Annotated in this window: 13 protein-coding genes; 7 read left to right on the top strand and 6 right to left on the bottom strand. The window is 46.1% G+C overall.

Annotated features, from left to right (window positions below):
- Window positions 1-2 precede the first annotated feature (2 nt).
- Complete coding sequence (locus ACZND6_RS07930; RefSeq protein ID WP_293737797.1) at window positions 3-1,469, bottom strand: DUF2868 domain-containing protein; 1,467 nt, start codon at window positions 1,467-1,469, stop codon at window positions 3-5.
- Window positions 1,470-1,598: 129 nt separating this feature from the next.
- On the opposite strand from ACZND6_RS07930, the gene rng reads away from it, so the two are divergent.
- The 3 genes from rng (at window position 1,599) to ACZND6_RS07915 (ending at window position 4,211) form a co-directional block, all read left to right on the top strand.
- Window positions 1,599-3,059 carry a ribonuclease G gene (gene rng / locus ACZND6_RS07925; protein WP_489524525.1) on the top strand — a complete coding sequence of 487 codons (1,461 nt, stop codon included), beginning with the start codon at window positions 1,599-1,601 and terminating at the stop codon, window positions 3,057-3,059.
- On the top strand, window positions 3,059-3,724 hold the full coding sequence (locus tag ACZND6_RS07920) for an HAD family hydrolase (protein WP_489524524.1): 666 nt from the start codon (window positions 3,059-3,061) through the stop codon (window positions 3,722-3,724). Before rng ends, ACZND6_RS07920 begins: the two co-directional genes overlap by 1 nt.
- Before the next feature lie 112 nt (window positions 3,725-3,836).
- Window positions 3,837-4,211 (top strand): ribbon-helix-helix domain-containing protein, encoded by a 375-nt coding sequence (locus ACZND6_RS07915; protein ID WP_278660480.1) that lies wholly within the window; start codon window positions 3,837-3,839, stop codon window positions 4,209-4,211.
- 180 nt (window positions 4,212-4,391) lie between these two features.
- Here ACZND6_RS07915 and ACZND6_RS07910 read toward each other — a convergent pair whose 3' ends face one another.
- The gene (locus ACZND6_RS07910; RefSeq protein WP_022099720.1) at window positions 4,392-4,808 is read right to left on the bottom strand and encodes a deoxycytidylate deaminase; all 417 of its coding nucleotides are present in this window, start codon (window positions 4,806-4,808) and stop codon (window positions 4,392-4,394) included.
- A gap of 153 nt (window positions 4,809-4,961) precedes the next feature.
- Between ACZND6_RS07910 and ACZND6_RS07905 the strand changes: the two genes are divergently transcribed.
- The 3 genes from ACZND6_RS07905 to ACZND6_RS07895 all read left to right on the top strand — a co-directional run bounded on the left by ACZND6_RS07905 (window position 4,962) and on the right by ACZND6_RS07895 (window position 6,802).
- Entirely contained in the window at window positions 4,962-5,903 is a 942-nt protein-coding gene (locus ACZND6_RS07905) for a hypothetical protein (RefSeq protein WP_293737801.1), read from the top strand.
- 128 nt (window positions 5,904-6,031) lie between these two features.
- Entirely contained in the window at window positions 6,032-6,274 is a 243-nt protein-coding gene (locus ACZND6_RS07900) for an AbrB/MazE/SpoVT family DNA-binding domain-containing protein (protein ID WP_293737802.1), read from the top strand.
- 12 nt (window positions 6,275-6,286) lie between these two features.
- Window positions 6,287-6,802, top strand: a complete 516-nt coding sequence (locus ACZND6_RS07895) for a peroxiredoxin (RefSeq protein WP_008863720.1) — start codon at window positions 6,287-6,289, stop codon at window positions 6,800-6,802.
- Between the two features lie 54 nt (window positions 6,803-6,856).
- Here ACZND6_RS07895 and ACZND6_RS07890 read toward each other — a convergent pair whose 3' ends face one another.
- On the bottom strand, window positions 6,857-7,057 hold the full coding sequence (locus ACZND6_RS07890) for a hypothetical protein (protein WP_008811947.1): 201 nt from the start codon (window positions 7,055-7,057) through the stop codon (window positions 6,857-6,859).
- A 140-nt stretch (window positions 7,058-7,197) separates the two neighbouring features.
- Window positions 7,198-8,448, bottom strand: coding sequence for a dicarboxylate/amino acid:cation symporter (locus ACZND6_RS07885; RefSeq protein ID WP_008811946.1), 1,251 nt, complete (start codon window positions 8,446-8,448; stop codon window positions 7,198-7,200).
- Between the two features lie 443 nt (window positions 8,449-8,891).
- Here ACZND6_RS07885 and crcB point away from each other — a divergent pair, with 443 nt between their 5' ends.
- Entirely contained in the window at window positions 8,892-9,245 is a 354-nt protein-coding gene (gene crcB / locus ACZND6_RS07880) for a fluoride efflux transporter CrcB (RefSeq protein ID WP_293738593.1), read from the top strand.
- Between the two features lie 141 nt (window positions 9,246-9,386).
- Here crcB and ACZND6_RS07875 read toward each other — a convergent pair whose 3' ends face one another.
- Together ACZND6_RS07875 and ACZND6_RS07870 are read right to left on the bottom strand one after the other, a co-directional pair.
- Complete coding sequence (locus ACZND6_RS07875; RefSeq protein ID WP_046448436.1) at window positions 9,387-10,169, bottom strand: uracil-DNA glycosylase family protein; 783 nt, start codon at window positions 10,167-10,169, stop codon at window positions 9,387-9,389.
- Window positions 10,170-10,239: 70 nt separating this feature from the next.
- Window positions 10,240-12,039, bottom strand: a complete 1,800-nt coding sequence (locus tag ACZND6_RS07870; protein ID WP_300876273.1) for a C69 family dipeptidase — start codon at window positions 12,037-12,039, stop codon at window positions 10,240-10,242.
- Window positions 12,040-12,325: the final 286 nt, after the last annotated feature.

Genomic DNA, 12,325 nt, shown 5'->3' with positions numbered 1-12,325 from the left:
CCTTATTTTGCTTGTTCAAACTGTGCCGCTGCGTCTTTCACATCAGCATCTGTAAGATTTACAAAAGCGAAACTCACACCGTACGGAGCAAGGAAGTTCGACCAATTCTTTTTACGTTCTGCAATTCGCTGAGGCGTATTTGCGAAACGAGCCAAAAACCCGGAGGTATCGATAACAACACGAAGCAGGGCCTTTGAATCCAGAGCTTTCTGTTTAAGCTCCGCAATAAACCTGCCTTGTACTTCTATCTCGGGTGTGGAAGTCATAGCAAAAACAGCAATAACTTCTGTTTGCTCTCCTGCAGGAATTTCAGGAAGCTTAGTATTTTCATGCTGGGCCTCAGAAAAGATGCACCGGGAATTTTCGGGATGCAGTTCGGAAGCGAATTTCTGAATTCCTTCCTTTACTTTTTCCGTTAAAGGATAAGAGAACGGAATAATTTGCATCAACATAGTTTGTCCTCTCCATTGACGGAGAATATTTGAGTAGTAAACCGACTCAAGATCAATCGGAAAGTGATTCCCAATATATCGGGCTTTTGCATAAGCATAAAGCCCCAAAAGGATTCGAGGAACCACAACGATCAGGGAAATAATGTAAAAAAGCTGAACCAGCCAAGGCGCAGCGTTTTGTCCGTGTCCGGCCCCGAACTTCATTGACTCGATGACTTGCGGCGTCAACTGATTAAAGAGATCCGCGTTGACGGGGATCATTCCGTAGAACAAATTAATAAAGGTCAGAACAGCCGCCGGTTTATCTGAAAGCCATGTGCTTTCCCATCCGACGGTGTACTCGGTGCCCCAGCCGTGGATGCCGATAGATGCAATGAGTCCAAGACCAAAAAGAGCCGCTGAAAAATGCAGGATTTCGGCAATTCGTCCTCGCAGAAGCGGCAGCTCCGCTTCCGTCCACTTACCGTAAAAAGACACCAATGCCTCTTGACCGTGGCTTCCGCGGGTTTGAAGTTTTAAAACCGCCGAAGCAAAGGTACGGCGAATATATCCGACCGGAGACTTTCCTCGATTAAACACTAAGGCTGCCGCAATCCAGCAGTAGACAATGAGGTTCCAGGCAATAACGCCCAAGAGAGGAGGCGAAAGCAAGTTAATCCTGTTATCTGTAACGGAAAGCTCGTTCGTCAGGATCCCCCCGACAAAGGCTAAGACCGCGAGAACAGAACCGATCGCCCAATACGGTATGCCCTGAGGCTTCTTAAAAGGAACGGCACTTTTTGATCTTAAGAGTTCAAGAACGCCTTCCGCTCTTGTCAAAAGCAGTTTCTTGAAATCGGCTTGTTCTCCGACTTCGCGAGCGCATCGTGCCGTGACTTCCTTAAGTTCGGAAATAGTGATTTTCCGGCGCTTTAACGCTTCCTCTTCCAGAACCTTCGTCCAAGTCAACAGGCGTGCCTGCTCCTCCGTAAACGGCGAAGAAAGATCGGATCGACTGCCAAAATTAAAAAATGCCATTACTTTCTAGTATTAATCAACAAATCACATTATCCAACAGGACAGCTCTTGAGTGCGAATCTGAGCACGATTTTAGGTCTCGGCGCCAAGAACGCTTAAAATTTCAGAAACAAAGAATAAGGACAAATAATGCAGGAAATATTAATTAACAATGCTGTCCATGAGACGCGGGTTGCCGTCTTAGAAGACGGCGTTCTACAAGAGCTCCGCATTGAAAGAAATGCGGATGTCTCTTTAATCGGAAATATATATTTAGGCGTTGTCGGGAAAGTGCTTCCGGGCATGCAGTCTGCTTTCGTTGAAATCGGGCTGTCCCGAGCCGCCTTTCTTCACGTCAGCGATATGCGGCAGGCCCATCAGGAAAACGGAGGAATGCTGCCCATCGAGCGGCTCCTTCATGACGGCCAAGTCGTTCTCGTACAGGTGGCCAAAGATCCGATCGGAACAAAAGGCGCCCGTCTCACAACCGAAATCAGCTTAGCAGGGCGCCTGTTAGTCTATTTACCTTATACCTCCCACATCGGCGTCAGCCAAAAAATCGAGGATGAAGCCGAACGCGAACGTCTTAAAGAAGCGGTTGCCAAATTAACGGAAGAACAAGGCATTCCGAAAGGCGGATTTATTGTCCGGACGAGCGGCGAAGATGCCAAACCGGAGGACTTCGTCAACGATATGAAGTATCTGGAAAAACTTTGGTTAGACATCGAGGCTAAAACGCATATTGCCGGTGCGCCTTGCCTACTTTATTCCGACGTCTCGATCTCCCAGCGGGTACTGAGAGATATTGTGACGGAGCAAACCGGAAAAATTATTGTTGATAATCCGGAAGTTTTTGAGGAACTGACAAGATTCGGCAAAAAATTTGTACCGGAGGCCGTTCAGTTGCTGAGCTTATATAACAGCGAACGACCGCTTTTTGATCAATACAATCTGGAAAAAGAAATCGAAGCTTCTCTTAGCCGTCGAGTTGATTTGAAGTCCGGCGGTTACCTGATTATTGATCAGACAGAGGCTATGACGACCATTGACGTCAACACCGGTGCTTTTGTCGGCAGGCGAGATTTCTCAGACACCATTTACAAAACGAACCTAGAAGCTTCTCAGGCTATCGCTCGCCAGCTCCGCTTACGAAACTTAGGAGGAATCATTATCGTCGACTTTATCGACATGGATTCCAAAGAGCATGAGCAGGGCGTTCTGACGGAATTAAGAAAAGCCGTTGCCAAAGACCGCAATCGCATTTCGATTTCGGAATTCACTTCTTTGGGCCTGGTTCAAATCACGCGTAAACGTACTCGGGAATCCCTGGCACACACGCTTTGCGAAACCTGCCCGACCTGCGGAGGAAGAGGAGAAATCAAGACAGCCCGAACCGTCTGCTACGAAATTCTCCGTGAAGTAGTGCGTGAATATCATCAATTCAAGGACGCCAAAGAATTCCGAATTCTTGCTTCACAATCGGTCATCGATTTATTCCTTGATGAAGAAAGCGAAGCTTTAGCGCTTGTCGGAGATTCCATCCAAAAGCCGATTACCTTGTCGGTTGAGACGGAATATACCCAAGAACAATATGACGTATTGGTGCTTTAATGGCGAAACCTTACGAAATGTACGTCTTTGACTGGGACGGAACTCTGATGGACACAACCCGTCTCATCATGAAAGGATATCAGCATGCTTCTAAAGCGCTCGGCTATCCTGTACCGTCTGACGAATTAGTGCTGTCAACCATTGGCCTTAACCGTTCGGATTCCATTGCACTGTGTTGCTGCGACTGTCCGAAGGGCAGATATGCGGAATTTATTCAAGCGTATATGGATTGGTACGCGAAGAAAGAGGCTGAGCTGGAGCTTGTTCCGGGTTTCAGGCAGCTGCTGGAGAACATGTACAAAGACGGAAAACGTCTGGCCATTGCAACCGGTAAAAGCCGGGAAGGGATGCAACGAGTTTTTAAAGCCACCGGAATCGAGTATTTGTTTGAATGCGTACAGACCGCCGACACTAATTTCTCTAAACCGAATCCGGGAATGCTTTTGGCAATTGCCGATGAATCCGGTCTTGAAACCAAAGACATGGTCATGGTGGGCGACGCGGTGCTCGATATGCAGATGGCTGCAAACGCCGGAGCAGATTCCGTTGCCGTAAGTTATGGCGCCAGCCCGAGGGAGTGTTTGCTGGAGACAGCCTCCCTTGGCGTGGCAGACAACGTTCCTCAATTGGCGGCCATTCTCGGACTGGAGAAGTATCTCGCTTAGCAACCTACTCTAAATGGGGTAGATATTGTCCGCTCATGCGTGGTTTCCCTTATAGTCTAACCATCGACAGATCGGAAGTAACTCCGATCCAATAACTTAAAAGGTGATCGAAATGGGAAAAGCTGAATGGAGCGTGACAGTATCTGATGAACTTAATGATGCCGTAATGGCCTATCTTGCCAAGAGCGGACAGGGCGTTGAAGGCTTGTCCAACTTGGTTGAAAACGCCGTTGGCAAATATGTTCAGGATCCGCGCGCTCTGGACAAAGAAAGTGACGTTACTGAAGGTGAACTCAATGATCTCATCAACGTTGCCGTTCAGCGCACCAAGGAAAAGTATTCCAGCCTGACTGAAGGCGAACTCCGCGAAATCATTAACGACGCCGTTCAGAAGACGAAAGAAAAGTATTCCGGTATTACCGCCGGCCAGTTCAACGACATGGTCAACTGCGGTGTGGATGCTTTGAAGAAAAAATTAGGTAAGTAATTGAGGTACCGGCACCGAGATTAGGTGCCGGGTTGACCGAGGCTCGCTCAGATAGAACGAGATAAGGTTCGACACCCTCGGCAAAACTTGTCAGACCGAAAGATCGGCAAGTTTTTCTTTTTTGTGTTTCGTTGATTCTCAATAGAACAGGCAAGGCTCTTGGCAGCCGGAGACAACTAATCAGAGCTGCTCTACTTTGATGCCGGCTTTCTTAAGGAATTGAATCCCGGCGTCATCACGATATTTCTCGTGATAATAGACTTCATTAATTCCGCACTTCTGTATTAATAGAGAGCAATGGATACAAGGGGAGTGCGTGATAAAAATCTTAGCGCCGTTGGAGCTGTAGCCGTTTTGAGCAAGTTTCGCGATGGCATTCAGCTCAGCATGCTGAACTTCGGGGCGGGTGACAAGTTTTCCGTCGACTTCGTACTCGCAGCAATTGTCGTAACCGGTCGGCATTCCGTTCCAGCCGAAAGAAATAATTGAATGGTTTTTGACAATGACGCAGCCTACTTTTAAGCGCTTGGCATAACTTCTCTGCGCAGCGATCTGCGCAATCGTCATATACATTTCATTGTCTTTTTTGATGTCCATCTTATTTTCCTGCCGGAAACTAAACATACAAGATTTTAGTTTTATACCTGATTTTCCGCAAAAATCAGCAAACTACGGTCGGTTCGGGAGATTGAAGGTTTTACAAGGTTGGCAGTGTGCTAATCTTTACACATTGTAACGAGAGGTTTTCTTATGCGTATCATATTGGCGCTTATCTGCTTTATCGCAATGTTTATGCACGCTTTCTTCGGCTATTACCTTTACGTCCGAGGCGAGAGCGTCTTTGAACCGGACAACATGATTGTTGCGGTTCAAAAGAAAGTTGCTGTCAACACCAACAAGCTTTCTATTTTCCAGAAAAAGAGTGATCACATCGATGATCCCGTTGTAAAAGAACAAGCTAAAAACGCTGCCTTTTACGAAAAACCTGATGACGGCCTTGTCAAAACAGAAGAAAGAACCGAACAAGAGGGCGCTAAGACTGAGCTGAATGTCTCGCCGAATTCTTCTTCCTCATCTTCGGCCACTGAGCCGACAGTTCCTGCAGTGGCCACTGCGGCTCCCTCTCCGGTTCCGACTGAAAGTAAGCCGGCTGACGAACCGAAAGCCAAAGAAGAAACGCATTACCTTCCTTTCAGCACCGGTTGGTCCGGATTCCTCCAGGTTGAAAATGCTCTGATTACCGTCATTCTTTTCCTGCTCGGTTTCTCGATTTGCTGCGTCAAAGGAAGAGGGCCTGCATCCCGCTGGGTGTTCGGTTTCAACCTGATTTTCTGGTCGGCTTTAGGCGGATCGATCTACTTCTTCCTGCCTGCCAACACGCCTCTTGTCATTTTCAACATTAAATTCGCTTTCCCGCAGTGGTACCTTGTGATTTCCATGTGCGGTTTGGCGGCCCTTTTAAGCCTGCTTCTTTTCTTCAATGCTTTCCGCAAACCGATTGATGCCGCTACAAGGCCCGTTAAGAAGGAACCGGAAAAAGCTCCGAAAGCTGAACCTGCAGCTCAAGCTGAAGCTCCGAAACCCAGCCGTTTCGGTTTCGGCGCCAAGAAAGAAGAGAAAGTAGAACCTGCCGCTACCATCATTCCGGTGCCTCCCGAACAAACACACGGTCCGGAAAAACGACCCGAATAAGACCAAGTATCTCATCCCGCTCCGGCGGGATTTTTTAGGCCCAATTTGAAGGGGATAACCATCTGAGTTGCGCTTAAGTGAATAGAATGCCAGCAATAGACTGGTGATTCTTAATTTGCTAATTAACAATGATCCATCCCTCTGTGACAGACACGGCAGATGTCAATGAATTCGGTGCCGTGCGTATCCCCGAAGAAATTCTTCGTAAACTCGGTGCCGGCGTAGGCGATTTAATTTCTTTTGTGAAAGACGGCGACAGTATTCGTCTCGTTGTTAAAAAACAAAATTCAATTCAAGAAGACCAGCCCAAAGCAGCCACAGGCTTAACAAAATCATTGCGAATTCCTACAATGCAGTTTGCAACTGATTAACGGAGTATAAGAATGTGTCATTTGACAGGAAAGAGCGAGCCTGTGGCTCCTAGCGAAGACGAATGCAAAGCTGTTGTCGGCGAACCCGCTCCTGATTTTGAATTAGAAAGCGACTTAGGCGGAAAGGCTAGACTTTCCGATCTTCGAGGCAAAAAAGTCGTTCTTTATTTTTACCCGAAGGACAATACCTCCGGCTGCACCATGCAGGCCGTGAACTTCCAGGCCGCTTTAGATAAATTTGAAAAAGCCGGATATGTGGTCATCGGAGTATCTAGAGACAGCATAAAGAGCCACACCAATTTCAGAAACAAACAGGGGCTCAAATTCCCGCTGCTGAGCGATGCTGACTCTGAAGTTTCCAAACTCTACGGGGTTCTTAAGTTGAAATCGATGTACGGCAGAAAGTACCTCGGCATTGTCCGCAGCACTTTTGTGATCGATGAAAACGGTATTTTGACAGCTGAATTCAGAGACGTAAAAGCCAAAACCAGCGTTGCCGATTTAGAGAAAGCTCTCGGAATTTCTTAATAGAAAGAACAAGTTAAGTTGTAAAAGCGTCCTTAAGAGGGCGCTTTTATTTTATTAGTAACCGAGGAATCCGCCGGATAAAAGTGAAGGGATGTAGTGAAATAAACCCTCGAAGATACTTTCCATGGCCCAAAAAAATTCATCCAAACCGCCTCTTATCTTGGCAAACTCAGCCGTGAGATTAAACGTGCTGGCAAACCAATAAAGCGCGGTTTCAAAAAAATCGTGAAATTGTGCCCAAAAGCTAGGAAACATCTTCGTCTTCGTTAGATATTAGTTGTGTCCATAAGCATAACAAAATGCCGCGATTAGTTAGCCGGCTAAAACCTATTTTAGCCACGAAAAAGCCGGGCTTTCGCCCGGCTTTTCCTTGCCAATCTCTTACTTTTTATTGATTAAAGTTGTTCTTTAACAACTGTGTCCTGATCCATCAGTTCTGTGCCGAGAACACCTTCGGACTTAGAAACCACTAGAGCGGTTAAGCTGTCGCCGAGGACGTTGACAGATGTACGGATCATATCAAGGATACGGTCGATACCGGCAATCAGAGCAACGGCTTCAAGAGGAATACCGACTTCTGTAAAGACCAGAGTTGTCATAATCAGGCCGGCACCTGGAACACCAGCTGTACCGACGGCAGCCAGAACGCCCATCAAAACGATCTGGAACTGCTGAGCCAGAGTAAGGTCAATACCGAAAACTTCGGCAGCGAACACAGCGGTTACGCCCATGTAGATGGAGGTACCGTTCATGTTGATGGTGTTGCCCAGAGGAATTGCGAAAGAAGCAATAGCTTTAGAGGCACCCATCTTGCGGGAAGCTTCAAGGTTGACAGCCAAGGCTGCGGCAGAAGAGCAAGTTGTGAAAGCGATAAGCCAGGGTTCGAAAGCGCCTTTGAGGTAATCGGAAATCTTCATGCCGATAAGTTTGATGATCGGCAGATAGGTAATGCAGACGAAGATAAGCGTTGCGATGAAAGCGGTAAGAATGAGCTTGCCCAGCGGAAGCAGAACAGCTAACCCATGACGTGTAACCGTGTAAGCGATCAAGCCAAACACACCGATCGGAGCGTAAAGCATGACATAGTTGGTCATCCGAATCATGACGTCGCCGACTTTCTGGAAGAAGTCTGTAACCATGCGTACGGAATCGCCCATAAGCGAGAGGCAGAAACCGAAGAAGATGGAGAAGAAGATAACCTGAAGCATGTTGCCTTTGGCAAACGCTTCGATCGGGTTAATCGGGACGATCTCAAGAAGGACCTTAGAAAGGGGAGGCGCAGCAGCCGCTTTAGCCTTCAGACCTTCGACGGAAATCGTTAAACCGGTACCCGGTTCCATGAAGTTAGCAACGATCAGACCGATCGTAACTGCAATAGCCGTCGTAATTGCGAAGAAGAGAATTGTTTTAACAGCGATCTTGCCGATTTTGCTGGCATCACCCAAGCCGGCTGAGCCTGCAATCAAAGTCGCAACAACCAACGGTACTACGACCATGCGGATCAAACGAATGAACAGCTGGCCAAGCGGCTGCAGGTAGGTGGCACCGAATTCGGAAGATACCATCGTACCTACGATCACGCCTAGGACCAAGCCATACATCATCTGCATGGGCAGTCCTATCCAAAAGTTTTTCTTAGTTGACATAGAATCTTTACCTCCAAAGGATTGGCATTGTGGGCGACAAGAGAGAATCCCCCATAACCCTGACTCTGATCATAGGCTAAAACCCGACGGAAATAAATAGTTACAGACAAAAAATTTTGCGTTTCTACTAATAAGTTATGAATAACGGTGGTAGAAAAGAATAAATAGAGGTATCTAAAATTTCAAAACATGAAAAAACGAGTTCAGACAGTGCCAAATCGTTCAAACAATAATTAAAAAACAGACTAAAAACCTCCAAATTCAACTCAACATAATAGTAGTTATGTTGAATAATATATTATTTACGTTTTTATTCAATTATTTAAGTTACAAGTTCAAGATTTTTCAGTAGCCCTTTTCTCAAAATTACTTTGGCCTGTGCCAGCCAAACAAGCACGAGAGTAAAATTTCCAGTTTGATGATCTTGCAAACGTTTAAGCAAAATGATTTATCTCGCAGTAATGATCGGCGGCGGTCTTGGTTCTTTACTTCGCTTTCTGATTAGTTCCTTCGGTTTTCTTCCGTTTGCGACCGTCTTTATCAATATCATCGGCAGCCTCATTCTCGGCTTCTTAACGTTTTTCTTTTTGGATCGGCCCGAGATTCCCCCGGAGCTTCGTTTCGGATTAACTGCCGGATTCTGCGGCGGCTTCACAACCTTCAGTACTTTTTCCGTTGAAGTCTACGCAATGGTTTTGGACAACCACATCGGACAAGCAGCCTTCTATGTTTTGGCCAGTTTTTTAGGCGGCCTGCTCGCCGTTGCTTTAGGCGCATTTTTAGCGAAGAATTGCTGACGCGTTTTCAGGCAATTCTATCCGACGAATGTCCACTAAAAAGAATTTTAGGGCTTTAAAACGCGTCTGATTTTCATTCGTTTTTATGCGGAAAGCCTAATAGTCAGGCTTTCCGACCGTTTTAGAGTCTATTTTTTCGCGTTATTTTGAGCCTTTAACTTTCAAAGACTTCAAAATTTTCTTCATATTTTTCTTAGAGTTATCTAATTTTTCCGGATCTGTTAAGCGGCTGAGCTTCTCTTTGGCTTTTTGACCTAAGAAATACGCAATTCTTTCTCCATTGGCACGAGACGGATGAGGAAGTTCCGGCAGCAGACGATTTTCGAACTTCGTGCCCTTCACAACCTTTTCTAAATAATGCTGAACTTTAGGTCCTAACGGAAGAAGCACAGCGTTAGGTGCTTTGTTCAACTCTTCCAATGTCAGCGGCGCCGCAAATTCAAATAATTTTGTGCCCTGCTTTATTTCTGCATTGAAATTTGTTTCTTTGTCGTTTTTGATTGTAAAAGTCGGATAACGAATACACGATGTCAGGTTCACCAGATCTTGTTTATCAGAGAACAACTGTGCTGTTGTTTTGATATCCAAGAATTCCGCAATTCCGGCCTCGTCCATCAATTCAACGAGATTCTTGCGCATCGGTCCGCTGAAACTTCCTACGGCTTTGCAGCGCTTCAGAACATCCTCGTCAGAAAAACCTTGATGAATCAAACGAGCCGCCTCGACAAGCATGTTATTCATCTGGACTTCGCCAGGCGTAATGCCAACAATGAATAAACGAGCCTTTGGATTGACATAGTCAAATGGCGCGTAATAGATCCTTTCTTCTCCGAAATCTTCAAGAAGAAGATTTTGCCTGTCTTTCACATCTTTAAAGGAAGCAATGACAGAGCCGTATGTTGCAAACAGTGTTTTAGTTTTCATATTCTTAAATCAGTAAGATCCGGCGGCTTTGACCAGGCCGCCAGATCTTTTCCAAATTTACTGTTGGAGCTTATTTCTTGATTTTGACGACGTCGAAGCCTGCCAACTGCTTCTTACCGACTTTCGTCCAAAGATAAAGCTCGGTATCAACATCGGGTACTGTGTAAGCGACCGCCGTCTTGATCGGGAATGTAAACACAGCATCCTTTAAGCCGTCTTGGTTCACATCTAAGAATTCGACTTTGAGAGGTTTCGGCATTTCACGGTTGACTTCCAAATCCGCATTAGAGAACGGAGAACCGAAGCGAGTTGCTTCCTTATCCACCCTCGTCATGTGAACTTCAGGCGTTGAGAGCGCCGTCACGGTGAAAGTACCGTTAGAACTCTGGCTTAATTCTTTAGTGTTAATAATGATCGGGAGATGATGGAGTGCATGCAGTTCCTGTTCTGTTGCATGCAGTACATTATGGAAAGAATAGTTGTTGAACTCATGCAGGAAGGCTTTGGCTTTAACCGGATCTACGCGATACAGCATTCTGCCTTCTTTATCGGCTTTATGAACTTCCGCAGCTGCCTGCTTTTCAAAAGCCCTCTTATTCTTGGCAAAAATCGGATAATCCTGATGCTGCCAATCTAAGAAGTTCTGCATTGCAAGGAAGGTATAAAGCGGACGGTCGGCGCGATAAGACAACTGATCCGGCTTAGCGTGGAACTGAGCCGCCGTTGCAGTCTTGGGATCCATAAAATTCTGTCCGATCGCGGCGCCCGCTAACGGGTATTGCGGATAAGAGAACTGCTGAGAAGGTCTGCCGTTCGTTCTCCAAGCCAACGTAAACAACGGGTTCTGACGCAAGACATACACAACGCTGTCATAGGTTCCGATATTGCAGATGTCGTTCATGCCTTGGTGATACCAGCCGGAATTTCTGACTTCATGCTTGCTGTGACCGCTAATCATCTGACGAACCTGTTCGTAAGAAACTTTATTCTTAAGTTTCATAGACATCGGGAAGGCGTGCTCGTCCTTATAGTCTTTGCCTGTTATGTAATTGAGCAAGACACGAACGCGTTCTTTGGTCCAATCAGCAGAAGTTCTTTCGTCAAGCTGATAGGCTTTTCTCAGATTAAAGTCAGAGAAATTCTTCGGATCTTTTGGCTTATAAGTACCCTTCTTTATAGCGTTCTCAATTAAATCCGGAGAAGCAATTACATTGGCAGTGTCTTTCAGATCAATATTCGTAATATTGATTGCATTGGCCAGGAAGGCAATTTCGTCATCCTGAACTTTACGAGCGACGTATCGGCTGCCGCACAAAAGCACGAGCTGCCAAGCTTCATTAGCGTCTGCAATTGTATATGTCCGACCTTCTTGAAAATAGCCATACTTCTTTACGAGACCGATAGCCAGGTTCACTCCATCTCTTGCAGAAACTGCTCTTTCAGCAATTAAACGGCGAATCCCATAACCGATGCCGCCTTCGTTGATCTTTTCGCCTTTTTCAATGGTCTGGTTGCAGTTGTTGGAGACAACTACGACACCTTTCTCATTCACGAAGCCATCGGAGAATGAATAGCCGGTAGGCGCCAAAGTCTGCGACCACCAAAATCCCAGTGTCTTTTTGACTTGAGGAATTTTGGCGGCAGCGGGCTCAAATTCTATGAGTTCTCCGTCTTCATGCACTGCCGGATCGACCCAATACTGACTGGTGATAATGCGCATTTCATTGTCTTCATTATGACCAACAAGAATTTCACCCGTTGAAGAAACTTTCTTTCCGACAATTACAGTAAAGCATGCATTAGAGGGGAGTGCAAAAGCGGCAAGTGAGATGCCTACGAGTGCGGATAGAGCGGTTAGTCTTAAATTCATACCGATCTCCTTGAAGATAATTTGGGTGATTTTTTATGTTTCTATATTCGCACGGAATACCCTGTTTGAATAGGTATAGCGAGAAATAAGCCTTAACTTAATCAGGGTTTCCGATAAGGTAATAAGAGAATAGAAAGAGTTTTATTTATAGCATTCGTCTCAAAAGTTCTCTTAGCCGCACAATAAAATCGAGTAGGGGGACGGGTTTCCCCGCCCCTCTCTCACAGCACCCATCGTGCGGTACCGCAATGGGCGCTTCATTAACGGATCTCCATAAAGCGGAGAG

This window comes from Parasutterella sp., assembly GCF_057870745.1.
Note: the sequence above shows the minus strand (reverse complement) of the source record. Positions and strands in the feature narration are given on the sequence as shown.

Excerpts from the sequence above, each read along its gene's own strand:
- ACZND6_RS07895 (WP_008863720.1), top strand. The coding sequence starts at position 6,287 with ATGTGTCATTTGACAGGAAAGAGCGAGCCTGTGGCTCCTAGCGAAGAC.
- ACZND6_RS07920 (WP_489524524.1), top strand. The coding sequence starts at position 3,059 with ATGGCGAAACCTTACGAAATGTACGTCTTTGACTGGGACGGAACTCTG.
- ACZND6_RS07890 (WP_008811947.1), bottom strand. The coding sequence starts at position 7,057 with ATGTTTCCTAGCTTTTGGGCACAATTTCACGATTTTTTTGAAACCGCG.
- ACZND6_RS07915 (WP_278660480.1), top strand. The coding sequence starts at position 3,837 with ATGGGAAAAGCTGAATGGAGCGTGACAGTATCTGATGAACTTAATGAT.
- ACZND6_RS07930 (WP_293737797.1), bottom strand. The coding sequence starts at position 1,469 with ATGGCATTTTTTAATTTTGGCAGTCGATCCGATCTTTCTTCGCCGTTT.
- rng (WP_489524525.1), top strand. The coding sequence starts at position 1,599 with ATGCAGGAAATATTAATTAACAATGCTGTCCATGAGACGCGGGTTGCC.
- ACZND6_RS07885 (WP_008811946.1), bottom strand. The coding sequence starts at position 8,448 with ATGTCAACTAAGAAAAACTTTTGGATAGGACTGCCCATGCAGATGATG.
- ACZND6_RS07905 (WP_293737801.1), top strand. The coding sequence starts at position 4,962 with ATGCGTATCATATTGGCGCTTATCTGCTTTATCGCAATGTTTATGCAC.
- ACZND6_RS07875 (WP_046448436.1), bottom strand. The coding sequence starts at position 10,169 with ATGAAAACTAAAACACTGTTTGCAACATACGGCTCTGTCATTGCTTCC.
- crcB (WP_293738593.1), top strand. The coding sequence starts at position 8,892 with ATGATTTATCTCGCAGTAATGATCGGCGGCGGTCTTGGTTCTTTACTT.
- ACZND6_RS07900 (WP_293737802.1), top strand. The coding sequence starts at position 6,032 with ATGATCCATCCCTCTGTGACAGACACGGCAGATGTCAATGAATTCGGT.
- ACZND6_RS07870 (WP_300876273.1), bottom strand. The coding sequence starts at position 12,039 with ATGAATTTAAGACTAACCGCTCTATCCGCACTCGTAGGCATCTCACTT.
- ACZND6_RS07910 (WP_022099720.1), bottom strand. The coding sequence starts at position 4,808 with ATGGACATCAAAAAAGACAATGAAATGTATATGACGATTGCGCAGATC.